Consider the following 22,798-nt stretch of genomic DNA (forward strand, 5'->3'; position numbering starts at 1 on the left):
TTTTGCGTAAAAATGGGGGTTTTTTGGCAAGCCTTTGCGCATTTTTGGGGGGGGGGGTAAAAGGTTCTTCTTAAATTTTTGGTTTTTATTTGGGTTTTTTTGGGTTTTTACCCCCCCCCCCCCCATTGTTGTCGTGGCATTTATATAATGTAGTGCAGCTTCAATGGATAGTTTAGGAAATGAGCTATCAGCCTTAATGCGAGATAGTCGCTCTTCTTGCAAGGCAAAAAGGATTTTATCATCTTCTAATAGAGCGATGGCACTATCGTGGTAAAAGGCTGAAATACCTAAAATTATCATTGCTATCCTTTTTTGCTAAATCTTGAGATTTTAATCGGTGTATTCTAGCATAAAATTATTAAATTTACTTTTTCTCATTTCTGTGAATCTGTAATAGACATAAATATAAAATAACAACGCGGCAAATTTGACATTTTTCGCTACAATGCGGAGTTTTTGGTAGGGTTTGGGCGGGATTTATTGGTGTTAGAAACCAAGATTCTATAAAACTTAAATGCAAACAACACAAAGGGACAGAATGCGAGCAATTACATTTTTTTGGCTTGTTTTTATCGTGAGTGCTTATAGTATGTATCATATTTATGCGGCATATCTTATGGATATTCTTATCGCACTTTTGCTCTATATTGTTACCTATGGCTTGTATGCCTCTCTTTTAAAACGCGTGAAATACCCCATTGTAAGTGCATCACTTAGCATTTGCATTTTGGTTCTTTTACTTGTTGTGCCTTTGTTTTTCTTATTTAAAACCATCATCACTTCTGCCGCAGAGCTTAACCCAACGGATTTTAGTGCATTTGTTGAGGGGAGTAAGGAGCAGATTCTCTCTTTGCTTGTTTCATTCCCTGAGATTGAGGCAAAGGCAAGAGATATTTTAAGCAGTATTTCAGCCTCTTCAATCTTAGGCTATGTGTTAAACTTTAGCTCACAGCTTGGTAAATCAAGCCTAGGCTTTATGGTGGATACTGGCTTTATTATCGTGTTTTTATTTTTTTATTTTCTCTATGGTAAGCAGGCGTATGATTATGTTATTGAGCTTATACCTTTTGAGAATATTCAAATCAGCAGTGTGCTTGATGAGGTAACAAATGTCATTAAGGTTGTGTTTTATACCTCGCTTGTGAATATCGTTTTGCAAGGGGCAGCGTTTGGAATCCTTATAATGTTTTTTGGCTATGATGGGGTATTTTTTGGTATGCTTTATGGATTTGCATCAATCGTGCCAATAGTGGGTGGTGGGCTTGTGTGGCTACCACTAGCGGGGTATGAATTTTATCTTGGAAATACACAAAATGCCATTATTATTGCTTTGTATGCGTTGATTGTGTGTGCGGTGTTTATAGATAATGTCATTAAACCTATTTTGATCGGGCTTATTAATAAAAAGGTATTAAAAACTTCTGTGCGTATCAATGAGCTTCTCATCTTTTTTGCCATTCTTGCTGGGCTTACAAGCATTGGATTCTGGGGGATTATCTTAGGACCGGCAATTACGGCACTTTTTATCTCGCTTTTAAGAATCTATCGCAAACAAACCGCTAAAGAATCGCTCACCCCCTCTCACGAAGAAAAGATAGGTTTGTAAGATTCTGGATTTTTTACTTCTTTTTTGAGGGGAGCTTAAATTGCAAGGTCGCTCTCTCATTATTCTTAGAATCTATGAAAAACGCAGCGAGTTATACTCTGTGGGGATAAAATAATCCTCCGCTTTAATATACTCTTTGTAAAATCCAGCCTTATACCCTAGCTCAAAAAGCTTATCTACCGCTAGAATCTCCTTTTCCCCCATAGAGATAGAATCCGCATTAGCATAGAGATTCAAATACACTTCTAATTCCTTAGCATTTACGCGGATAACGCCCCTTTCAAGGAGCATTTTGCTTAAAATAGCCCTGTTTTCAACGGCTACTCGCACCGCCTTTGTAAGAATCTCTTCACATTCTATGGCAGTAGTAAGAGGCAAAGAGCGTCTTAATGCCATTCCTCCTAGTGGCAGGGGCAATCCCCCACCGCTTAATTCCTGCCATATATACCATAGTTCGGCTTCTACCACGAGACTTTCATCAAAGTTTAAAATTGACTCGTGGATAAGCACTCCTGCATCAACCTCCCCGCTTAACACACTAGATTCTATCTCTAAGAAGTTTTTATACACAATCTTTGCTTCCGGGTAGGCTAGAGAAAAAAGCAAAGCGTTGCTTGTATGCTCTCCACTTAAAGCGACTTTGAAGTGCTTTTTTAAGATCCTATCCCTTTTTCTAATGAGCTTTGGTCCATAGCCATTGCCAAAGCTAACGCCTGTGCGTAAAAGGGCGTATTCTTGTGTGACAAGTGGATAGAGGGCAAAAGAGATAGCACTTATATCATATTCCCCGCTCAAAGTGGCGAGATTGAGCGTTTGAATGTCTTTTGCGATATTTGTAAAACGCAATTTTGTAGAATCTACCCACCCAAAAACAATAGCATAATACATGAACAAATCATCGGCATCAGGGCTATGAGCGACTTTTATCATTAAAAACTCCTTTGTATTTTTGCAAGAAATTATAAGAATAATTCAGTCAAACTTAGATAAAATCCGCTATTTTATTTTGATAAAGGATAGCTATGGTTGATGAAAGAAAGCAAAAAGCCATTGAACTTGCCTTAAAACAGATTGATAAAGCCTTTGGTAAAGGGGCGTTGGTGCGTTTGGGCGATAAGCAAGTAGAAAAGATAGATTCTATCTCAACAGGATCTTTGGGGCTTGATATGGCACTTGGGATTGGCGGTGTGCCTAAGGGGCGGATTATTGAAATCTATGGTCCTGAATCTAGTGGGAAAACGACTTTGAGTTTGCAAATTGTTGCGGAATGTCAAAAAAATGGCGGAATCTGTGCGTTTATTGATGCAGAACACGCCCTTGATGTGTATTATGCCAAGCATTTGGGCGTGGATACGGAAAATCTGCTTGTATCGCAACCTGACACAGGTGAGCAAGCCTTAGAGATTCTAGAGACACTTACACGCAGTGGAGCGGTGGATCTTGTGGTGATTGATTCGGTGGCAGCCCTTACGCCAAAAGCGGAGATTGAAGGGGATATGGGCGATCAGCACGTGGGGCTACAAGCAAGGCTTATGAGCCACGCTTTGCGTAAGATTACAGGAATCTTGCATAAGATGAATACGACTTTGATTTTTATCAATCAAATCCGTATGAAAATTGGCGTTATGGGCTATGGTAGCCCAGAGACGACAACGGGTGGTAATGCGTTGAAATTTTATGCAAGTGTAAGGATTGATGTCCGCCGCATTGCGACATTAAAGCAAAATGAGCAGCAGATTGGCAATCGCACAAAAGCAAAAGTTGTCAAAAATAAAGTTGCACCGCCATTTAGAGAGGCGGAGTTTGATATTATGTTTGGAGAGGGTATCAGTCGCGAAGGTGAGATTATTGACTATGGTATTAAGCTTGATATTATTGATAAAAGTGGTGCGTGGCTTAGCTATAATGATAAGAAGCTTGGGCAGGGGCGAGAGAATGCAAAACTGCTTTTAAAAGAAGATAAGGCATTGGCTGAAGAAATTACGCTTAAGATTAAAGAACAAATTGGGGCAAAAGATGAGATTATGCCACTGCCTGATGAGCCAGAAGCTGAATAGATTCTAAAAATAAAACTAAAGGAGTAAAAATGGTATATATTGAATGTATTGACGCACAAGAGGTTATGGATAGCCGTGGGAATCCAACGATTAAGGCAATGGTAAGATTAAGTGATGGCACAAGGGCATCTGCTATCGTGCCAAGTGGAGCAAGCACAGGCAAAAGAGAAGCCCTAGAATTGCGTGATAATGATAAAGAGCGTTATTTAGGCAAAGGCGTGTTAAATGCGTGTGCGAATGTGAAAACGGAGATTAACGCACAGCTTAATGGTGTATCCCCTTATGATCAAAGCAAGATTGATTTGATTTTGAAAAAAATGGATAGCACAGAGAATTACTCAAAGCTTGGGGCAAATGCGGTTTTGGGTGTGAGTATGGCGATAGCTAGGGCAAGTGCGCAATCTTTGCGTTTGCCTTTGTATCGCTATCTTGGTGGGAGCAATGCCCTCACTCTTCCAACGCCTATGTTAAATATCATTAATGGTGGCTCACACGCGGACAACACGGTGGATTTTCAAGAATATATGATTATGCCTTTGGGCTTTGATAGCTTTGCTGAAGCGTTGCGTGCATCTGCTGAAGTGTATCATCATTTAAAAGCTATTCTTAAAGAGAGTGGGCATATTACAAGTATTGGCGATGAGGGTGGTTTTGCTCCAAATCTTAAGAGCAATGAAGAGCCCATTGAAGTGATTTTAAAAGCCATTGAAAGAGCAAAATACAAGCCAATGGAGCAGATTGCCCTCGCCCTTGATGTAGCAAGTAGTGAGCTTGTAGGCAAAGATGGCAATTATCATTTGAGTGGGGAAGGTAAAGTGCTTGATAGTGCTGGGTTGATTGAATATTATGAGAATCTTGTAGCAAAATATCCCATTGTATCTATTGAAGATGGATTGAGCGAAGATGATTGGGAGGGTTGGAAGCTTTTGACACAAAAGCTTGGCGATAAGATTCAGCTTGTGGGAGATGACTTGTTTGTTACAAACAAAAAGATTCTGCAAGAAGGTATTGATAAGGGTATTGCAAATGCCATTTTGATTAAACCAAATCAAATTGGAAGCGTGAGTGAAACAATGCAAAGTGTGCGTCTAGCTCAACGCAATAATTATAAATGCGTAATGAGTCATCGCAGTGGGGAGAGCGAAGATACCTTTATTGCGGATTTTGCCGTGGCGTTAAACACAGGTGAGATTAAAACCGGCTCAACAGCTAGAAGTGAAAGAATTGCTAAATACAATCGCCTACTTGAGATTGAAAGGGAAGTGGGCGATACAGAATATATTGGCAAGACACTTTTTAAACGCTAGGGCAAAGCAGTGAGTGAAGCTCAAGAATTTTTAGAGAAGACATCAAGACTATGGCGATTAGTTTATGTAAATCGTGTGTGGCTTGTTGTGTTTGGCGTTATGCTAGGTGCTGGGCTTTATTTGGGATATTTGCTTTTTGGGAATAACTCCGTTGAAGTGCTTGTGCGATTAAAGGCACAAAGGAATACCTTAGTTAATAATTCAAAAATGATAGAGGAGCAAAATGCCAATTTACAAAAACAAATCTTTGAAATAAGGGGGTTGAAGCCTTGAATAGAGCGATAATATGCCAGATTCTATGGTGCGTATGTCTATGCGGTATGCTTAATGGACGAGAAGATCCGTTTCAGTCTGTCATTACCCCAAAGCGTGAAGAGCATAAGCCTCCTACATTACATCAAGATCCACTCTCAAGCGTGGAGTTTGTCCTGCCAAGCACGGCTAGGGTTTTAAAAAGTGTGCAGATAAGCTATCAAAATCTTGATGGTTCTATTGAGACAAAGATTATTCAGCTTGATGAAAGTATTGATTGGCATTATCCATTGATGATTGCCCAAAAAGCTCAAGGTGCGACATATTCTAGTGAAAATCGCTTTAAACTCGGTGAATTCGAGCTTATCATCAATAAAAGCAGTATTTTTATCGCTACACGCAAAAAAATGCTACGAGATTTTGTCTTGCCTGAGCCTTATCGGCTTGTGCTTGATATTGAGGGTGTGAAGAGCAATGAAGCTCAAAAAATTAAACTTGATAAAAAATATTTTAGCGATGCGGAGATTTCCACACACGATGGCTTTTATAGAATCTCCATTGGATTTGATGGACGCTACAAACATACTATTAAGCCACAACGCGATGGATTTGTGATTACTTTAGAGTAGGACAGATATGGAAAATATTGTTTTAATCGGCTTTATGGGTAGTGGCAAGACGACAATTGGTAGAGAGATCGCTCTGCTTGGGGGGAGATTCTTGCTTGATACTGATGGGTTGATTGAGCAAAATATGGGTAAGAGTGTGCGAGAGATTTTTGCTTCTGTTGGAGAAAAAGGGTTTAGAAAGATAGAATCTCAACTCATTTTATGGCTCTCGGCTAATGTTAAAAATGCCGTGATTGCCACAGGTGGAGGAATGCCAATTTACAATGATGTGCATTATTTGGGAAAAGTCTTTTGGCTTGATGTGGGGTTTGAAAGTATTGTTAAAAGACTAGATTCTATTGAAAAAAAAAAGCGTCCTTTGTTTGATGATATGGCAAAGGCACAGAGTTTGTTTAATGAACGCAAGGCTGTTTATGAAAAACAAGCACAATATGTTGTTGGTGGGAGTGCCTCGCCTGTTGAGATTGCAAAAAAAATTGTATCGCTTATGAATGAGCGTGTAATTTAAAAAAAGGAGCAAAAATAATGGAGTTTATCAACCTCAAAGCACAATACCAAGCCTACAAGTCAAGTATTGATAAAGCATTACAAGATGTTTTAGATTCTTCGCAGTTTATTATGGGAAGTGTGGTGGGTGAGCTAGAATCTGCGTTGGCTAAGTATTCTGGGGCAAAGCACTCCATTGCGTGTAGTAGTGGAACAGATGCGTTAATTCTTGCATTAATGGCACTTGATGTGAAAAGTGGTGATGAAGTGATTACCTCGCCTTTTAGCTTCATTGCGAGTGTGGAGGCGATTATGCTGCTTGGGGCGAAGCCTGTTTTTGCGGATATTGATGAGAAAACTTATAATCTTGATAGTCAAAAACTAGAATCTAGCATTACGCCAAAGACAAAGGCGATTATTCCTGTGGCGATTTTTGGGCAAATGGCAGATATGCAAAAGATAAATGCGATTGCTTCAAAGCATAAAGTCCCTGTGATTGAAGATGCTGCACAAAGCTTTGGTGCAGCTCAGATTCAAGGTGAAAATCAAGTAAAATCTTGTAATGCTTCTCTTTTGGCTACAACAAGCTTTTTTCCAAGCAAACCTTTGGGCTGCTATGGCGATGGTGGAGCGGTATTTACAAGCGATGATGCCTTGGCAGAAAAGCTACGATATTTACTTAATCACGGACAGACAAGGCGGTATGAGCATAGCTTCATAGGTTTAAATGCAAGGCTTGATAGTATTCAAGCAGCTGTGCTTTTAGCTAAACTTCCACATTTAGATGCAGAGATTGCAAAGCGTCAAGAAATTGCCAAAATATATGATGAGAATCTTAAATCCGTTATCACGCCTTTTGTAGAATCTCACAATACAAGTGCCTATGCACAATACAGCATTCGCACTCAAGCTAGAAAAGCCTTAATGCAAAAATTAGAATCCGCTCATATTCCCTATGCGGTGCATTATCCTATCCCTTTGCATTTGCAGGAGGTAGTTACAAAGCTCTATCCTTACAAAAAAGGTGATTTTGCCATTAGTGAGATGGTGAGTGAAGAGATTCTCTCCTTGCCTTTTAGTCCATTTTTGACACAAGAAGAGCAAATGAGCGTAATAAAGGCGGTAAATGGGTAAGATAATCAAAATTGCCCTTTTTGGCATTGGGAAAATGGGGCAAAACCACTTACGAATCTTAAGTATGCTTAAAGATGTTGAAGTTGCGTTTTTGTATGATGTGAATCTTGAGTTGTGTGAGAGTTTGAGCAAGAGTTTTGGTATTAAAGTGTTAGAAAATCTTGATGAGGATTTAAAAGATTGCGATGGAGCGATTATCGTAACGCCGACTTTCACGCATTTTGATTATGTCAATAAAGTAAGTGATTATGTCAAAAATATCTTTGTAGAAAAGCCCTTGACTGATACGCTTGATAGCACACAGATTATCCTTGATTTGGCTAAGCAAAAATCACTCAATATCCAAGTAGGCTTTATTGAGCGGTATAATCCAGCCATTATTACACTTCAAAACATTTTGCGTGATACCAAGATTGTCAATATTGACTTTACCCGCACAAATAAGATGAGCTCTAGAATCACTGATGTAGATGTGGTGATTGACCTAATGATACACGATATTGATTTGGCATTGCATTTTAATGGCGATATTGCAGATATTTATGCTCACGGCGTGGTAATGGAGGGAATGATAGAATATGCTAGGGCGTGTATTATCCATAAAAATGGAGCGTTTTCTAATATCGTGGCAAGTCGCATTACTGAAAAGCGTATCCGTCAAATCAGCGTAACAACGCATAATGAATACATTGACTGCAATCTTTTGAGAAAGGAAGTTTTTGTTGATAAGCAAAGTGTGGAGCAAAGGCTAGATAGCGTATCTATCAGTGCTAATACCGAGACAATTGAAGTAAGGGGACAAGAGTCGCTTTTTTCCGAGCTGCTTGATTTTGTGAATCTGTGTAAAGATTCTGCGTCTAGTCCATCGCCATCTACCCCTGCTAAAATCAACCGACCCAATCAGCACGATGGTATGAAGGCTATGCAGGTGGCGTATAAGATTCAAAGTCTTATCCATAATGCCAATAAATCTTAAGGCTTAAAACTAAAAAAGGGGGAGATATGCTCAAGTTGTCGCATATACTTAGCGTGTTATTTTTCCGTGTTCGTGCTGTTTGCTCAGGGCTGTTATGAAGTCCCAACGCCACCACCTGTTGATATGCAATTTGGCGATAAGCAAAAGTTTTACAAAGACCACCCCGGAGCGTGTGGCAGGGGGAGCTTTTATATCCGCGAATGCGGATTTTAGAATCTGCGTTTATCTTTAAGTGTAAAGGTGCTAATGGCTTTCTCATCTCTCTTGCTGCGTAGCTTTGAGATTCAATGTGTCAAAAGTGTTGTTGCCCTAAAGGGCTTCATAGTAAAAGAATTACTATGAGTTTCCTACCCACAATGCTACTTTCAATGTTACTTTTATACCCACAAATTTTGCTTCATTTTTATTAAAAATATTAAAAAAGTAATATTTGCCTTTACTTTTTATACTTCCCTTGTCTTTGTGAAAGCAAAGATAAATTTTCCTAAAAAGGAGTGCGTGTGCGACAAAATGTATTAAACGCAAAAGTGTTGGATATGGCGTGTGAGATGATAATCGCTCAAGATGAGATTCTAATAATGTGTGTCAATGCTTTAAGATATGAGCTAGAGAAGCAAAATTGTTCGCCTAAAATATGCCAAGATAGTGAAATGGCGGAATATTATGTGATATGTGAAGCACAGAAAAGTCCTTGTTTTAGCGTAGTTATGGGCTATTTTGCTGGGGGATTTTGGAGCGGGGTGATGTATGTAGAGAGTGAGAAGCTAGAGAATAATGCTAGCAAGCTGGAATCTTTACAAGAGCATTTTAGGGCTAAAAATATCGCCATAGATTTAAACGCTGAAGAATGCGTGTTTGTAGAATCTAGCGCGATTACAAATCTAGGTTTTGTAGAGTTTAAACAAAAAAGCCTAGAATATTTGCCTGAAAATCTTGCCTTAAGCAAGAAACTGAATGTAGCTCTAGGCGATTTTGCCCCAAAAAAAGTTAGCTTATAGGGCGTTGGTATAAGCTTTGATTGCGTGAGACTTTGGGGCGAGCCAAAGCATAGGTATGGCTTGTGGGTTTTGTGCTATAATGCCAACTTTACCAACTTTAATCACAATGGGCTACATTACAATCCCATAAGCAAGTGAAAATTACAAACAAAAGGAGTGTGTATGGTAACTTGGCAAACAAAATCTTTAGTGCAGCGGATATTTTCTTCGCTCCCAAAAGGTGAGTATTGGAACTATCTTTGTCAGCGTTATATCACAAAAGGCTTACCAATCTCTTATGATAAGTTCGTTGCTGATGTAGGCTCAAAAGTGTATGAGCCATTAAATGTTTTTATGGAGCGGGATAAGAATCTATCATCAAAGGTTTATTTTGAGTTTGGTGCGGGGTGGGATTTACTCGCACCTATAGGGGTAAGCCTTGCAGGTATGGGTTATTATGCTAAGTATTTACGGGGGGGGGGTATCCATTAGAATGCCAAAAACAGATTCAAGATTCAAGCAATAAGCTCTCAATAACAATTCCCTCTTCTTTTTCATCTATTCAGCAATGTTTAAAGAATACTTTTAATATCTCCTATCACATTAAAGATGCCGCACAAACGGGTTTTGCTGATAATGAAGTGGATTATATTTGCTCATATAGTGTACTAGAGCATATTCCTTTAGATTCTATACGCAGGATTTTTAGCGAGTGTTATAGGGTATTAAAGCCAAATGGACGCATAGTGTTCCTGATTGATTATCAAGACCATTACAGCTATTTTGATTCAAATCTTAGCATTTATAACTTCTTGCGTTTTTCATCAAAGAGTGGGAAAAATATAATTGTTCTTTGCATTATCAAAATCGTCTCCGCCATAGCGATTTTGTGCGACTTTTTGAGCAAAGCGGACTTAAGATTTTAGAATGCAATTCCTGTGGTGTTTCTATGGAGCAAGAGAACATACTAAAATCCATACCATTAGCAGATGAATTTAAGCAATATGATTTTGATGATTTGAAAATCCACGGAGATATGTTTGTTTTGACCAAAGAGTGATGTAATGTGTGTAAATGAACTTTGCACACATTACAAATGCAAGTATTTTTGCCTAGATTCCAAATTTTCGCACCACGATTCTAAAAAGTGGTGGGAGAATAAGAAGTGTGAGCATTGAAGAGGTAACAAGCCCCCCTAGCACCACTACTGCTAGGGGTTTTTGCACTTCACTTCCCACACCTGTGGATAAAAGCATAGGGATAAGCCCAAGCCCGGCGATAAATGCTGTCATCAAAACCGGACGCAATCGCCGTTTAGCTCCAATGACCACAACATCATCAAGATTATACCCTTCTTTTAAAAGCTGTAAGAAATAGCCTACCATCACAACACCATTAAGCACCGCAATACCAAAAAGCGCAATAAAACCAACAGAAGCTGGGACAGAGATGTATTCACCTGAAACAAAAAGGGAGATAAGCCCACCGGTAACAGCAAATGGGATATTGAGCAAAATCAGCAAAGATAAAGGAATGGATTTAAAAGTAAAAAAGAGAATAAAAAATATGGCTAAAATACTCAATGGAATAACGGTTGAAAGTCGTTTATTTGCGCGTTGCTGGTTTTCAAACTGCCCACCATAAGTGATAGAATAACCCTCTGGCAACTGCACTTGAGCGGCGATTTTTTGTTTTGCCTCTTCTACAAATCCGCCCAAATCTCGCCTAATCACATTGCTCCGCACAACGCTATATCGTTTGCTTTGCTCTCTTTGAATCTGCACAGGACCATCTACTTCTTTAATATTTGCCACAGAGCTAATAGGCACAGGGTTGCCATCAAGGGAACTCATTTGCAAACTTTTGAGCTTTGTAATATCAGTGGCAATATCAGAATCTTGGCGAATGATGACGGGGATTCTCGCAAAGCCTTGCGGGATATAAGTTACCATTATGCCCTCAAGGCTTGAACGCATAAATTTTGTAAATTCATCGCTTGAGATTCCTGTATTTGCCATAACGGAATGCTGGGGCGTTACATGGAGATAATTCACCCCTTTATTAAGTGTGGTAAAAACTTCTGCTGAACCTTGAATACCCTTAAGAATATCAACAATTTGTGAGCTTAGCTCATTAAGCTTATCAATCTCTAGTCCAAATATTTTAATCGCCAAATCCCCACGCACACCTGTAAGCATTTCGGATATTCTCATATCAATGGGTTGCACAAGAGCGATATTCATACCTTTAAATTCACTGATAACAGAGCGGATTTTCTCTTCCACTTCTTCCATAGAATCTGCTTCCCATTCATCTTTTGGCTTAAAAGACACAAAAGCATCGCTTTGATTTGGTCCTGCTGGGTCAAGCCCCACTTCATCAGCTCCCGTTCTTGTAACGACACTTTTAATCTCTGGCACTTTTGAAAGCAACTCTTTTTGCATTAAAAGCATTACATCACGGCTTTGCTCAAGCGAGATAGATGGGCTAGATTCAATATTTAGCACAATATCGCCCTCTTGAAGTGTTGGCATAAATGCACTACCGATAAATGGAAAAAGCGAAAAGCTAAAGACAAGAAAGCACACCGCACCAGCAAGCAGGAGCTTTGTTTTTGTGAGTGCAAAGTGAAGCATTGGTTCATACATTTTGTGAAAAAATTGTGTAACTTTTGTCTCGTGGTGCTGCGAGGCTTTCAATACAAATGAGCTAATTACAGGAATAACCGTCATTGATAGGATAAGTGAGCCAAGCAGGGCAAAGACAATGGTTTGTGCAAGAGGGACAAAGAATTTACCCTCCAAGCCTTCAAGTGTAAGAATAGGCACAAAAAAGATGATGATGATTAAGATTCCACTAAAGACAGATACAGAGATTTCCTTGCACGCACGATAAATGGTGTGAAGCTTTGGCGAGTTTTTAGCAAGACTCAACTTCTCAAAGGCATTTTCCACGGTTACAACCGCTGAATCTACCAAGATTCCAACTGCAATGGCAAGTCCGCCAAGACTCATAAGATTGGCTGAAATGCCATAATAGCTCATCATCACAAAAGCCACAGCAATGGCAAGGGGTAAAATCACGCTCACAGCCACTGCTGCACGCACATCGCCCAAAAATAAAAAGAGCAAGATGACAATAAGCACAACTGCTTCAGCAAGGGTTTTGATGACATTATTGACCGCTTTTTGCGTGAGTTGAGATCTATCATAAAATATGCGTAAATCTATACTTTCAGGCAGTTCGGCTTTAAGCTCTTCCATTTTTATTTTTATCTCTTTAATAGCATCGCGTGAGTTTGCACCCTTTAGGGATAGCACTAAGCCTTGTGTGGTTTCTCCCTTGCCATCAATGGTTACAAGCCCAAGTCGTGTCATATGGCTTTCAATCACATCGCAAAAATTCCCCACACGCACGAATCCAAACCTTGTAATGATAGGGATACTTTTAATCTCTTCTATGTTTGTAGAACCCGTTTGCACTTTGACTAAAAAGCTCTCTCCATCGCGAGATACGCGTCCTGCCCCATCATTTTTAAGATTAGCTTCAAGCACAGATTCCAAATCGCTAATGGTGATTCCAAGTCGTGCCATATCATCAAAATCCGGCACAATAGCAATAGCCTTAGCATAGCCTCCAAGGCGATTGACATCAGCTACACCTTTGATATTCCGCAATGCAGGGCGGATTGTAAAATCAAGGAGCTGTCTTTTTTGCACTTCAGAGATTGAATCATCAGTGCTTTCAATAGTAAACATAAACATATCGCTCAAAGGTGTTACAATCGGTGCTAGTCCCCCACTCACGCCGGAGGGCAAATCGCCCATAACCATTGAGAGCTTTTCATTGACCATATTCCTAGCTAGGTAAATATCTGTGCCATCATTAAAATCAATAGTAATGTCGGCGATTCCATATTTTGAAAGGCTACGCAAACTCTTTTGATTTGGCAAACCAAGTAATTCAAGTTCCAAGGGACGCACAACACGATTTTCTACTTCTTCAGGTGCCATACCCGGAGCTTTAAGAATAATTTTTACTTGTGTGGAGGAGACATCAGGGAAGGCATCAATAGGGATTGTCAAAAAGGAATATGTCCCAAATATAAAAAGCATAATTGCACTAAGGATAACAATCATACGCTGACGCAGGGAAAATTCAATAATTTTTGCTAACATCTATTGTCTCCCAAGCCCGTCCATCATACCTTTGAGGCTGATAATATTGCCTGTGGCGATTTTCATTTGATTGTTTAGTCCTTTAGGGTTAATCACAAAGCTATTGTCGCGTTCTTCTACTTTTTCTATCTTTGTGGGTTTAAATCCTTTAGCAGTTTGAACAAAAATAAGATAGTCATTGCCATTTTTTATAACTGCTGATGAGGGGATAAGAATCGTGCCTTTTGGCAATAGCCCATCAATATAGACTTCAATCATCTCGCCCACTTTGAGATGAGTATCGCGGATATTTGCTGTGGCAAGAATAGTATTTGATACCTTATCAATCACAACCGATAGAGCTTCAATTTCACCGATTTTATTGCCATCATCATCAAAAAGTGGAGCACCCTTTTGAATATTATGCGATAGATGAAGTGGAATCTTAATGCGTCCAAGTAAGCTATTGCTTGTTTTTTCTGTATTTGTTGAGATTCTCACATAGGGCGTAAAGGCTTCGATTTTTTCCCCACTTTGCTTTGGAGCAACTGATAAGATTCCAGAAGCTTTAGCTACAACGGGATAACCATACTTGCCTTGAGAGCCTTTATTTATAAATTTAGGATCAATGCCTAGCAAATCAAGCTTTGATTTAATCTCATTAAGCTTAAGTCGCAGCTCATTCATCGCAAGATAGCTTAACTGATATTCTCGTTTAGAAATCACACCTGCCCTATACAAGGCTTTATCTTTGCGTTCATTTTCGGCGGCGATTTTGAGCCTTTCTTGCGTATTTGTCAGCTCAAAAAACAAAGCACTTAGCTCATTTGAGCTAATATCGCAGATTAAATCTCCCTCTTTCACACTCTCGCCCTCGCGTTTGTAAATATTTACTACGATTGTTTCAAAGCTTGAGCTTTGTGTGATTGAAGTCTTATCATCAAAGTCAATGAGAGCATTAAAAGGCACACCTTTGGTGTTGAAAGCCTGATTAAGAGGGATAACTTTTATGCCATTTTTGGCAGTTTCTTCTTGAGAGATTGTAATTTCTTCAAAGCTAAAAGCAAAATGTATAAGAATAGTTGGAAGTAGCAGATATTTTACAAGATTCATTTTTGCTCCTTGGGGGTTTTGTGTTGTATTCCTTGTGCTTGGGTAAGATTTAGCACTGAGCTTAGCGTCTCTTCTAGCTTGGCGAGTGTTTGGACATAGTCGCGTTTTGCTTGAGTGGTAGCAATCATAGAGTTAAGATGCTCATTTTTCACGCTTAGGTATTCAAACGCGCTTGTTTTTCCCGCTTCATAGCCAATGCGTGCAATCTCACTTAGCTCTGCACGATTATTTTCATTGTCTTTGGCTAGAGCGATAATCTCTTTTTTATTACTGAGTTGCTTAAGATAAGAGTTGGCATTGGTAAATAGAGAATCTTTTAAAATCTCGCCCTCTCGTATAGAGCCACTTTGCAGGGCAAGATACATTGCCTTTTGATTGCCATACTTTGTGGTAAGCGGAATTGGAATCTTGACTTTAGCGATAATACCATCACTAGATTCTGAATGTGCTATACCTCCGCCAATTTCAATATTATCAAATCTTGATTGAGAAGCTACGATCGCACTATATTGATAGTCTTTGACATCAAGGGCGATAATGTCAAGGTAGAGATTCTTGCTTAAGTGCTTTTCAAGATTGGCATTATCAAATTGTAAAAATGCAAATTGCAATCCTTCAACAACCACATCGCTATCTTGAGCGGTAATACCCAAAATCACTTTGAGTGCATTGAGTGCATTTATCATATCGGTATGTGAAGTTTTAAGGGCTACTTTTGTCGCTAAAAAGTCGCTTTTGAAGAAAAGATATTGCGATTTGCTTATGCGTCCGGCTTCATACTGCACTTGCGAGATTTGGAGCTGATTTTTAGCATTTTCATAGCGGTTTGTGTAGATTTGATGCTGTTCTTTTAAAACGAGATAGTCCAAATATAAACGCTTAGCAGTGATAAGAGCTAGACGCTTAGTGAGTTCATAAGACTTCTCTTGTCTTAGAATCTTGTTTTGATAGCTTTGTGCTAGAGTGTAGGTTACCCACGGCAAACGCGGTGTAAGCATAAGCAAAATGGTATTTTCAAGCTCTTTGCCCCCGCTTGGGGATTTAACCTGATTTGCCTCCGCATCAACATAGCTTGCATTCCACGCACGCATTGCTTTGCCCTCATATAAAAGGCTTTGAGTTAAAGCACGAGATTTGGCGAGATTGATAGAATTTTTCTCAACGCGTTCAACAAATTCATCAAGATTCATAGTTTGCTTGTTTTTGGGTGCGTGGATATGGAATTCAGATTCAAGCTTATTAAAATCCACAAATTCAGAATCTGCATATATGAGGCTTACGCACAAGAGCAGAGCGTAAAGGTATTTCATTCACTTGTCCTTTTTTATTTTGGGGCTTTATTATAGGGTATTTTTCTACATTTTTGATAATTTTTTACATTGTTTTTACAATCAGTGTTTCAAACTTTTCTTAAAGTCGCGTAAAAGCGTGTTGAAACGATTGACATACACAGGATTTTTAGCATTTAAATATTCGCTAATCATTAGAATCTGCTTTTGATTAAGGCTTGTGATGATTTTCACACACACATCGCTAAATTCCTGTTCATCGCCTCCATACATAGATTCATCAAGCATTTGCGTGTATTGGGTGAAGATTTTTTGATCGCGTTCATCTTGTTTTTTATCCTCAATCAGCTTGTCTTTCATCTCTTCAAGCTCTTCTGTGGGGATATTTTTAAGATAATTTTTAGAATACATTCCCGTGAGTGAAAGCACTTCATCAACGAGCTTGAGCTTCTCGGGTGTATTGTTTAGGTATTCCTTATAAGTGTCATTAAAGATATTTTTTGACATAAAGTTTTTGACAATACGCAATTTGAAATGTGCCATATCAAGAATCTGCTGCCTTTTTGTCTCATCGCTTAATTCTTGGATAGTGTTTTGTAGTCTATGGGTGTCGTTGCGGATTTTTTCATAATGATTCATCATTGCTTTATATTCTTCAATGGGCAATTCTTGAAGGTGTTTAGAAATCCTATCAAGTAAAATCTCTTGAAACTCACGATAGGCAATACGCAAGATTCTCTGCAATTTATGAGCGGAGACATTTTTGATACTAAGTGTTAAAATATCAGCAATATCCGCATAACTAAAATCATCAAATCCAGCTTTAATCACATCAATGAGTGCAAGAGTATCCTTGGCATTTTCACGAACTTTGAGTTTAAGCTCCCCAATGTCAGCCTCATCAAGTGTGCTTGTTACAATAAACTCATCTTCATTCATATAGTTAAGAAAGTTAATCGTATCTGTGCGAGTGTCTTTCTCATAGAGCTTTATAATACCCTCTCTATCAAGCCTATCAATCTCCTCTTGCGTGTGTCCGTGGCGGAGTAAGAAGGCTTTGATTGGTTTTATATCGCTAAATTCATTCATAAGAGAGCCTTATACATTTTTATCATATCAATATGTGAATCTTCATCGTGCATACGCAAGATACTAGCACCATTTTGTAAAGCACATAAATGCAATGCCAAGCTCCCTGCTAGTCTATCTTGCGTATCTCTGCCTGTAACTTCGCCTATGGTGTTTTTGCGACTAGCTCCTACAAGCAGCGGGAATCCAAAATGTAAAAAATGTGAAAGGTGCTTGATGAGAGTAAGATTCTGCTGGGTGGTCTTTGCAAAGCCAAAGCCAATATCAAGGATAATCTTTTCTATACCAAAAGTCTTACATTTTTCTATTTTTTCTGCAAAAAAGCTATCAATCTCGGCAAAAATATCATCATATTGCGTGAGATTCTGCATTGTTTTTGGGGTGCCTTTAGAGTGCATAAGTATCACTTGGGCTTGATGTTTTTGTGCGACTTTAAACATCTGCTCATCTGCAAAACCGCTAATATCATTGATGATTGTAAAGCCTTTACTTAGGGCATAATCAGCTGTTTGTGGATTGTGGGTATCAATGCTAAATTGTGCTTGTTCATAAAGCTTGTGTGTGTGGATATGCTCAATAATAGGCTTAAGCCGCATAATCTCAATGTGTGAATCTAATAGCTCACTGCCCGGACGAGAGCTTACCCCACCAATATCAATGATACCCACTTCCTTTTGCAAAAGAGCGTGGATTCTATCTTTTGCTCCTTGTGTGTCTTGGCGTGAGGAGGCATAAAAGCTATCAGGAGTAACATTGACAATCGCCATAACCATTGAGCTAACCAAATCTTGTCGCGTAGAATCTTGTGTAGCGTGAGCGTTTAAATGCTCTTTGAGCTTAAGTCTTAGCTCTTTTAAGCCAAAGGGTTGATAGGCAAGTTTATGAATAAGTCTTTCAAGTTGAGCGTGTGTTAAAATAAGAATAGCCCTCCTTTGTCCCTGATGTTTAATGCAGCCTCGTGGTGTCGCACAATCCCCACCAACGCTTAAAGATTCTTGCTTTAAAATATTTAAAGCCTCAAAGCTTAAATCCCTAATCTCAAAGCCTAGAATCTGGGACTTTTTACTCATAATCTTTTGCCCAACTAAATCCGCCCCTATGTGCTGTATGGCTTCTGTAATGGAACGAGTGTTGATTTTTTGAATCTTCATTGCAAACTCTTTTGTCTTTGGTAGATTCTAAGTAGGAGTGGTAAGAAGATGTAGTTATGTTTCTCTGTGGCGTCATTTTGATTAAGCATAATGGCTGTGTCAAAAAGCTTTAACTCTCTTTGTGTAAGTTTGATTTTAGCTTCATTTAACGCAAAAAGCAAAGATTCTATTTGCAGTTTTGTCTCTTCCTTGCTAGGAGCTTTGCTATCGTTTTGTTTGCAAAAATGATAAATTTCTTGGAGACTAAGCCTTTTTACATTAAGTGCAAAAGGAGGGAGGTAAAAGCTGTGCTTATGTGTAATGATACGCATTCTTGAGCGGATTGTGGGCAATAAAGCATTTTTGTTTTTGGCTATAAGGATAAATTGAATCTTGCTCGGCGGCTCTTCAAGGATTTTAAGCAATGCGTTTTGTGCGGCGTGATTATATTTATTTGCCGCTAGAATGATGAGACTTTCTTTTTCTCGTGTAAGGTAGCTTTGAGCGATGACTTCTTTAGCATCATCAATTTTAAAATCCTCCCTTTCAAAAATCTCATAATACTGCTCTTCATAGCCCAAAATAAGCTCTTCAATGAGTTTGGCAAAATCCTGTGTGATATGAATGATACCTATCATATTAAGCTCAAATATCAAGTGAGATTTTATTAAGCATAGCTGCTAACAAGGCTCTTTCAAAAAGCTTGAAAAGATTCAGTAATTTGTAGTCTAGCTTCTCATCAGTGGAGCTAAAAATATCATTTTCATCAAAAATCCAATGCCAACCTTGCTGATACCGATTATTTTTGACAAAATTTGCACGAGCATTGTTTTTGCCAATATACCAAAAATGATAGTTGCTATACATCATATCAAGCATATTGACAATTGGCATAAAGCTACCGCCATCTTTATTACTAGAATCTATCATATCGTGTAGATGTTTGATTTGCACAATAGGGAAAAATGGACGCCCATTGTGGTGTTGATTGATATGAGTGATAATATAATCCCCAAACCACTCTCTTTGCTCATCTGTAAGGACTATGACACTCCCGCCTTCAAGGATATGTTTGAGTGTCCTTGACATATGCGGTAGCACTAAAAATCGCTTTTCTTCAAGCCACCCACTCGCAATACCTTTTTTTTCATCATCGCGAATCGTATTTAAAAACCAATCGCTAATATTCTCCATAGATTCTAGCTTCCTTAATTATTCTTCTAGGCGATATACGCTATGAATCTTCCGCACAGCCTTCTCGGCAAACTCTGCGTTAATAATCATTGAGATTTTGATTTCACTTGTGCTTATCATCATAATGTTGATATTATCCTCTGCCAAAGCTTTAAAAGCCGTGCTAGCTACCCCTGAGTGGGACTTCATACCCACACCTACAATAGAGACTTTAGCAATGTCATTATCATATTCTATGCTGCCAAAGTCATCTTTAAACTTTTCAAGCACTTGCTGTGTGAGAGCGACTTCAGTTTTTGGGATTGTAAAGTCAATATCTGTTTTACCATCTCGTCCTATGGTTTGAACAATCATATCTACATTAATATTATTATCAGCCAAAAGCCCAAAAATATCCGCAGCAATGCCCGGTCGGTCTAGCACATCTGCAAGGCTTACCCGTGCTTGATTTTTATCTAACGCCACGCCACTAACAATTGGTTTTTCCATAATATCCTCCTCTTTGGTGATGAGTGTGCCTTCACTTTGGCTAAAAGAACTTGCCGAGATGAGTTTGACATTAAGCTTTTTGGCAAGCTCCACGGAGCGATTGAGTAAGACTTTTGCCCCCATAGAGGCGAGTTCTAGCATTTCATCATAGCTTATTTTTTCTAGCTTTCTTGCGTTTTTAACAATGCGTGGATCGGTTGTGTAGATTCCATCTACATCGCTATAAATTTCACACACAGAGGCATTTAACGCACCTGCTATTGCCACTGCTGATAAATCACTCCCCCCTCGTCCAAGTGTCGTTACTTCCCCGTGTTGAGTGATCCCCTGAAATCCAGCCACTACCACGACATAATCTTGATTAAGCAAATGAAAAATTTTTGTCGTATCAATATATTCAATCCGTGCTTTTGTATGAAACTCATCGGTAATTATCCCAGCTCCTCGCCCACTTAGCGAGATGGCTTTAACCCCCATAGATTCTAGGGCAATGGCTAAAAGAGCGGCAGTTACTCGCTCCCCAGAGCTTAGCACCATATCTACTTCACGCGTATTTGGCAGTGGTGTAAAATGCTGTGTAAAATTAATAAGTCTATCTGTCTCCCCACTCATCGCACTCACCACGACAACAAGGCTATGCCCTTGTGCCTTGCTTTGCAAAACGCGTTTGGCAACATTGCTTATCCTATCGCAATCCCCCATACTTGTGCCGCCATATTTTTGCACGATTAGCATAACAACCCTTGCATTATAATCCTTAGTGTGTAAAATCAGTCCGCAATCATAGAATCTTCTTGCTTAAAATTAAAGATAACCCTCTTTTTTAAAATACCCCAACACTTGCTTATACACTTCTTTTTTAAAATGCGTTACTCGCTCAAACAAACCCTTTTGAGAAACAAATTCATATTTGTCAAATTCGGGCCGCTCTGTTTGGATATTTATCATCTTGTCATTTTTAAGTCGCACGAGAAAGTATTTTTGAATCTGCCCTGCAAAGCCCACATACATTTTTTTTGCCATTGTTTTTGGAAAGTCGTATTGAATCCAGTGCGGACATTCACTTAGCACTTCTACATCATCTGTGCCTATCTCTTCTCTCAATTCTCTAAAAAGAGCATCTCTAGGGCTTTCTCCCTCATCAATTCCACCTTGTGGGAATTGCCACGCTCCCTTAATATCACAGCGTTGGGCGATAAAGAAGCGACATTCTCTAGGATACACGCTTGAGAGAAGCACGGCAGCGACATTTGGGCGATATTTTTTTGTCTCACTACTTTGTGTTGTGTTTGAATCCATACTTATAACCTTTTGTTTTTGCACCCCATTATAAGATATAATGTCTAATCGTAGAGAATCTAAAGACAGGCAGGAAAGAGATGTTGTTGTATATTCATATACCTTTTTGTTCTAGTAAATGCGGGTATTGTGCGTTTAATTCTTTTGTGGATAAAGAGGGCGAGATAGATGCGTATGTTAGGGCATTGTGTAAGGATATACGCCATAGCCTTAAGCGTAATACTCAAACTATCACTTCTATTTTTTTTGGTGGCGGGACGCCAAATTTTTTAGATTCTAAGTATTATGATAGGATTTTTGAGGTAATTCATAAGAATGCGAGTGTATCTAAGGATTGCGAGATTAGCATTGAATGTAATGTGAATCTACTTAGTCTTGCGTGGTGCAAGGATTTGTTTGCACTTGGGGCAAATCGCCTAAGTATAGGGATTCAAAGCTTTGATGAAAACAAACTTGCCTTTTTACAAAGGGAGCATAGGGCAAAAGATATTGCTTTAAATGTGGAGTGTGCGTTGAATGCGGGGTTTGAGAATTTGAGCTGTGATCTTATCATAAACACGCCATTAGATTCTAAAAGCATTATTGAAGCTGATATTGCAAATGCCCTGAAGCTACCCATATCACACATTTCTGTCTATGCTTTAAGCATTGATGAAGGCTCACGCTTTGCCTTAGAATCTAAGCGACTTGCAAAAGCACTTCAACCCAACGCGCTAGAATCTAAAGAGGATTTTTGCTTTTTTGCAAGGGAGTTGCTAGAGAATGCGGGGTTTTATCAATATGAGGTATCAAACTATGCTAAAGATTCTAAACAAGGAGCAGATTCTATGCGGTGTAAGCATAATGTGGGCTATTGGCAGGGTAGAGAGTATATAGGCTGTGGAGCTGGAGCTGTTGGGAGGATAGGTAATAGGCGGGTGAGAGCGTATCCGCAGCTTGATAATTATATAAACACTCCTAGCAAAAGACTTGTTGAAGCTTTAAGCCAAAGGGATTTGTGTATGGAAAATATTATGCTTGGACTAAGGTGTGTTTTGGGCGTTGAAATGGGGGTGGTGGAGAAGTTTTTTACAGACAAATTAGCCTTGGAAGAGTGCATAGGATTCTTGCTTGGTGGAAAAAAGTGTCATATCCGCAAAGAAAATGGGCAAGATTTTTTAGTGGCAAATGAGCTGTTTTTAAGCGATGAGATAGCTTTGTGGTTATTTGCTAGAGAGTGAAGAAGCACAAGCTTTGTGATAGGTGGCAATGATACGCTTCATATCATAGTTTTCACACACAAAATCCCTTGCATTTTGCCCCATAAGCTCTTTTGCCGTAGAATCTAGCGCGATAAATGCCTTAAACGCCCCTGCTAGAGACTTTACATCTCGCACTTCACATAAAAAGCCATTAGAGTAGCCATTGTCAAACTCTCTTACTAAATGCTTGCAGCCACTTGCCTTGCTTGTGATGATTGCTTTGCCCATACTCATTGCCTCTAGCAGAGATACACTCACCCCCTCTCTATAGCTTGGCAGCACCACGCAAGAGCTAGATTCTACAAAGGGGCGGACATCTTTTGTCTCTCCTAGATACTCTATAATCCCTTGCTTTTCCCACGCTAGAATCTGG

Annotated in this window: 26 protein-coding genes; 14 read left to right on the forward strand and 12 right to left on the reverse strand. The window is 39.2% G+C overall.

Going from position 1 to position 22,798, the window contains the following annotated elements:
• Positions 1 to 300: carbamoyltransferase N-terminal domain-containing protein (locus EBF12_RS06165; RefSeq protein WP_244196417.1), on the reverse strand; the 300-nt coding region annotated here is incomplete at its 3' end.
• A gap of 238 nt (positions 301 to 538) precedes the next feature.
• Between EBF12_RS06165 and EBF12_RS06170 the strand changes: the two genes are divergently transcribed.
• Entirely contained in the window at positions 539 to 1,606 is a 1,068-nt protein-coding gene (locus EBF12_RS06170) for an AI-2E family transporter (protein ID WP_121726880.1), read from the forward strand.
• A gap of 72 nt (positions 1,607 to 1,678) precedes the next feature.
• Here the strand turns inward: EBF12_RS06170 and EBF12_RS06175 are convergent, their stop codons facing one another.
• Complete coding sequence (locus EBF12_RS06175) at positions 1,679 to 2,536, reverse strand: menaquinone biosynthesis family protein (RefSeq protein ID WP_121726881.1); 858 nt, start codon at positions 2,534 to 2,536, stop codon at positions 1,679 to 1,681.
• A gap of 92 nt (positions 2,537 to 2,628) precedes the next feature.
• Here EBF12_RS06175 and recA point away from each other — a divergent pair, with 92 nt between their 5' ends.
• The 12 genes from recA (at position 2,629) to EBF12_RS11090 (ending at position 10,484) form a co-directional block, all read left to right on the forward strand.
• Entirely contained in the window at positions 2,629 to 3,663 is a 1,035-nt protein-coding gene (recA, locus tag EBF12_RS06180; RefSeq protein ID WP_002957268.1) for a recombinase RecA, read from the forward strand.
• 29 nt (positions 3,664 to 3,692) lie between these two features.
• Positions 3,693 to 4,970, forward strand: coding sequence for a phosphopyruvate hydratase (eno, locus tag EBF12_RS06185; protein WP_121726882.1), 1,278 nt, complete (start codon positions 3,693 to 3,695; stop codon positions 4,968 to 4,970).
• 9 nt (positions 4,971 to 4,979) lie between these two features.
• Entirely contained in the window at positions 4,980 to 5,243 is a 264-nt protein-coding gene (locus EBF12_RS06190) for a hypothetical protein (protein ID WP_121726883.1), read from the forward strand.
• Positions 5,240 to 5,851, forward strand: a complete 612-nt coding sequence (locus EBF12_RS06195; RefSeq protein ID WP_121726884.1) for an AMIN domain-containing protein — start codon at positions 5,240 to 5,242, stop codon at positions 5,849 to 5,851. Before EBF12_RS06190 ends, EBF12_RS06195 begins: the two co-directional genes overlap by 4 nt.
• Before the next feature lie 7 nt (positions 5,852 to 5,858).
• Positions 5,859 to 6,359: a shikimate kinase gene (locus EBF12_RS06200; protein ID WP_121726885.1), complete on the forward strand. Its 501-nt coding sequence runs from the start codon at positions 5,859 to 5,861 to the stop codon at positions 6,357 to 6,359.
• Positions 6,360 to 6,376: 17 nt separating this feature from the next.
• Positions 6,377 to 7,471 (forward strand): DegT/DnrJ/EryC1/StrS family aminotransferase, encoded by a 1,095-nt coding sequence (locus tag EBF12_RS06205; protein WP_121726886.1) that lies wholly within the window; start codon positions 6,377 to 6,379, stop codon positions 7,469 to 7,471.
• Positions 7,464 to 8,447, forward strand: a complete 984-nt coding sequence (locus tag EBF12_RS06210; protein ID WP_121726887.1) for a Gfo/Idh/MocA family protein — start codon at positions 7,464 to 7,466, stop codon at positions 8,445 to 8,447. The genes EBF12_RS06205 and EBF12_RS06210 overlap by 8 nt, the downstream gene beginning before the upstream one ends.
• A gap of 72 nt (positions 8,448 to 8,519) precedes the next feature.
• The gene (locus EBF12_RS06215; protein ID WP_244196418.1) at positions 8,520 to 8,660 is read left to right on the forward strand and encodes a hypothetical protein; all 141 of its coding nucleotides are present in this window, start codon (positions 8,520 to 8,522) and stop codon (positions 8,658 to 8,660) included.
• A 287-nt stretch (positions 8,661 to 8,947) separates the two neighbouring features.
• Complete coding sequence (locus EBF12_RS06220; protein ID WP_121726888.1) at positions 8,948 to 9,445, forward strand: hypothetical protein; 498 nt, start codon at positions 8,948 to 8,950, stop codon at positions 9,443 to 9,445.
• A 162-nt stretch (positions 9,446 to 9,607) separates the two neighbouring features.
• The gene (locus EBF12_RS06225) at positions 9,608 to 9,916 is read left to right on the forward strand and encodes a hypothetical protein (protein WP_121726889.1); all 309 of its coding nucleotides are present in this window, start codon (positions 9,608 to 9,610) and stop codon (positions 9,914 to 9,916) included.
• A gap of 68 nt (positions 9,917 to 9,984) precedes the next feature.
• On the forward strand, positions 9,985 to 10,350 hold the full coding sequence (locus EBF12_RS12330) for a class I SAM-dependent methyltransferase (RefSeq protein ID WP_415579685.1): 366 nt from the start codon (positions 9,985 to 9,987) through the stop codon (positions 10,348 to 10,350).
• Positions 10,314 to 10,484, forward strand: coding sequence for a hypothetical protein (locus EBF12_RS11090; protein ID WP_157979063.1), 171 nt, complete (start codon positions 10,314 to 10,316; stop codon positions 10,482 to 10,484). The genes EBF12_RS12330 and EBF12_RS11090 overlap by 37 nt, the downstream gene beginning before the upstream one ends.
• A gap of 52 nt (positions 10,485 to 10,536) precedes the next feature.
• On the opposite strand, the gene EBF12_RS06235 is transcribed toward EBF12_RS11090, so the two are convergent.
• The 9 genes from EBF12_RS06235 to EBF12_RS06275 all read right to left on the reverse strand — a co-directional run bounded on the left by EBF12_RS06235 (position 10,537) and on the right by EBF12_RS06275 (position 21,184).
• Positions 10,537 to 13,602 (reverse strand): efflux RND transporter permease subunit, encoded by a 3,066-nt coding sequence (locus EBF12_RS06235; protein ID WP_121726891.1) that lies wholly within the window; start codon positions 13,600 to 13,602, stop codon positions 10,537 to 10,539.
• The gene (locus EBF12_RS06240; protein WP_121726892.1) at positions 13,603 to 14,694 is read right to left on the reverse strand and encodes an efflux RND transporter periplasmic adaptor subunit; all 1,092 of its coding nucleotides are present in this window, start codon (positions 14,692 to 14,694) and stop codon (positions 13,603 to 13,605) included.
• Entirely contained in the window at positions 14,691 to 16,004 is a 1,314-nt protein-coding gene (locus EBF12_RS06245) for a TolC family protein (RefSeq protein WP_121726893.1), read from the reverse strand. The genes EBF12_RS06240 and EBF12_RS06245 overlap by 4 nt, the downstream gene beginning before the upstream one ends.
• A gap of 81 nt (positions 16,005 to 16,085) precedes the next feature.
• Positions 16,086 to 17,072, reverse strand: a complete 987-nt coding sequence (locus EBF12_RS06250) for a hypothetical protein (RefSeq protein WP_121726894.1) — start codon at positions 17,070 to 17,072, stop codon at positions 16,086 to 16,088.
• Entirely contained in the window at positions 17,069 to 18,223 is a 1,155-nt protein-coding gene (folP, locus tag EBF12_RS06255; RefSeq protein WP_121726895.1) for a dihydropteroate synthase, read from the reverse strand. The genes EBF12_RS06250 and folP overlap by 4 nt, the downstream gene beginning before the upstream one ends.
• Positions 18,220 to 18,840: a DNA polymerase III subunit delta' gene (locus EBF12_RS06260; protein WP_121726968.1), complete on the reverse strand. Its 621-nt coding sequence runs from the start codon at positions 18,838 to 18,840 to the stop codon at positions 18,220 to 18,222. The genes folP and EBF12_RS06260 overlap by 4 nt, the downstream gene beginning before the upstream one ends.
• A 7-nt stretch (positions 18,841 to 18,847) precedes the next feature.
• A complete protein-coding gene (locus EBF12_RS06265; RefSeq protein WP_121726896.1) occupies positions 18,848 to 19,396 on the reverse strand; it encodes a HobA family DNA replication regulator in 549 nt (182 codons plus the stop codon).
• 18 nt (positions 19,397 to 19,414) lie between these two features.
• A complete protein-coding gene (locus tag EBF12_RS06270) occupies positions 19,415 to 20,620 on the reverse strand; it encodes an aspartate kinase (RefSeq protein WP_121726897.1) in 1,206 nt (401 codons plus the stop codon).
• Between the two features lie 69 nt (positions 20,621 to 20,689).
• The gene (locus EBF12_RS06275) at positions 20,690 to 21,184 is read right to left on the reverse strand and encodes an RNA pyrophosphohydrolase (protein WP_121726898.1); all 495 of its coding nucleotides are present in this window, start codon (positions 21,182 to 21,184) and stop codon (positions 20,690 to 20,692) included.
• An 80-nt stretch (positions 21,185 to 21,264) separates the two neighbouring features.
• Here EBF12_RS06275 and hemW point away from each other — a divergent pair, with 80 nt between their 5' ends.
• A complete protein-coding gene (hemW, locus tag EBF12_RS06280; protein ID WP_121726899.1) occupies positions 21,265 to 22,404 on the forward strand; it encodes a radical SAM family heme chaperone HemW in 1,140 nt (379 codons plus the stop codon).
• Here the strand turns inward: hemW and EBF12_RS06285 are convergent.
• Positions 22,387 to 22,798: glycosyltransferase (locus tag EBF12_RS06285; protein WP_121726900.1), on the reverse strand; the 412-nt coding region annotated here is incomplete at its 5' end. The genes hemW and EBF12_RS06285 overlap by 18 nt on opposite strands.

The organism is Helicobacter labetoulli, assembly GCF_003670275.1.
Lineage (GTDB): Bacteria > Campylobacterota > Campylobacteria > Campylobacterales > Helicobacteraceae > Helicobacter_C > Helicobacter_C labetoulli.

What these genes read in the sequence shown, in the direction of transcription:
- EBF12_RS06210 (WP_121726887.1), top strand. Translation starts at nt 7,464, where the DNA reads ATGGGTAAGATAATCAAAATTGCCCTTTTTGGCATTGGGAAAATGGGG.
- EBF12_RS06270 (WP_121726897.1), bottom strand. Translation starts at nt 20,620, where the DNA reads ATGCTAATCGTGCAAAAATATGGCGGCACAAGTATGGGGGATTGCGAT.
- EBF12_RS06245 (WP_121726893.1), bottom strand. Translation starts at nt 16,004, where the DNA reads ATGAAATACCTTTACGCTCTGCTCTTGTGCGTAAGCCTCATATATGCA.
- EBF12_RS06240 (WP_121726892.1), bottom strand. Translation starts at nt 14,694, where the DNA reads ATGAATCTTGTAAAATATCTGCTACTTCCAACTATTCTTATACATTTT.
- eno (WP_121726882.1), top strand. Translation starts at nt 3,693, where the DNA reads ATGGTATATATTGAATGTATTGACGCACAAGAGGTTATGGATAGCCGT.
- EBF12_RS06250 (WP_121726894.1), bottom strand. Translation starts at nt 17,072, where the DNA reads ATGAATGAATTTAGCGATATAAAACCAATCAAAGCCTTCTTACTCCGC.
- EBF12_RS06200 (WP_121726885.1), top strand. Translation starts at nt 5,859, where the DNA reads ATGGAAAATATTGTTTTAATCGGCTTTATGGGTAGTGGCAAGACGACA.
- EBF12_RS06260 (WP_121726968.1), bottom strand. Translation starts at nt 18,840, where the DNA reads ATGATAGGTATCATTCATATCACACAGGATTTTGCCAAACTCATTGAA.
- hemW (WP_121726899.1), top strand. Translation starts at nt 21,265, where the DNA reads ATGTTGTTGTATATTCATATACCTTTTTGTTCTAGTAAATGCGGGTAT.
- recA (WP_002957268.1), top strand. Translation starts at nt 2,629, where the DNA reads ATGGTTGATGAAAGAAAGCAAAAAGCCATTGAACTTGCCTTAAAACAG.
- EBF12_RS06235 (WP_121726891.1), bottom strand. Translation starts at nt 13,602, where the DNA reads ATGTTAGCAAAAATTATTGAATTTTCCCTGCGTCAGCGTATGATTGTT.
- EBF12_RS06275 (WP_121726898.1), bottom strand. Translation starts at nt 21,184, where the DNA reads ATGGATTCAAACACAACACAAAGTAGTGAGACAAAAAAATATCGCCCA.
- EBF12_RS06175 (WP_121726881.1), bottom strand. Translation starts at nt 2,536, where the DNA reads ATGATAAAAGTCGCTCATAGCCCTGATGCCGATGATTTGTTCATGTAT.
- EBF12_RS06170 (WP_121726880.1), top strand. Translation starts at nt 539, where the DNA reads ATGCGAGCAATTACATTTTTTTGGCTTGTTTTTATCGTGAGTGCTTAT.
- EBF12_RS06205 (WP_121726886.1), top strand. Translation starts at nt 6,377, where the DNA reads ATGGAGTTTATCAACCTCAAAGCACAATACCAAGCCTACAAGTCAAGT.
- EBF12_RS06225 (WP_121726889.1), top strand. Translation starts at nt 9,608, where the DNA reads ATGGTAACTTGGCAAACAAAATCTTTAGTGCAGCGGATATTTTCTTCG.
- EBF12_RS06265 (WP_121726896.1), bottom strand. Translation starts at nt 19,396, where the DNA reads ATGGAGAATATTAGCGATTGGTTTTTAAATACGATTCGCGATGATGAA.
- folP (WP_121726895.1), bottom strand. Translation starts at nt 18,223, where the DNA reads ATGAAGATTCAAAAAATCAACACTCGTTCCATTACAGAAGCCATACAG.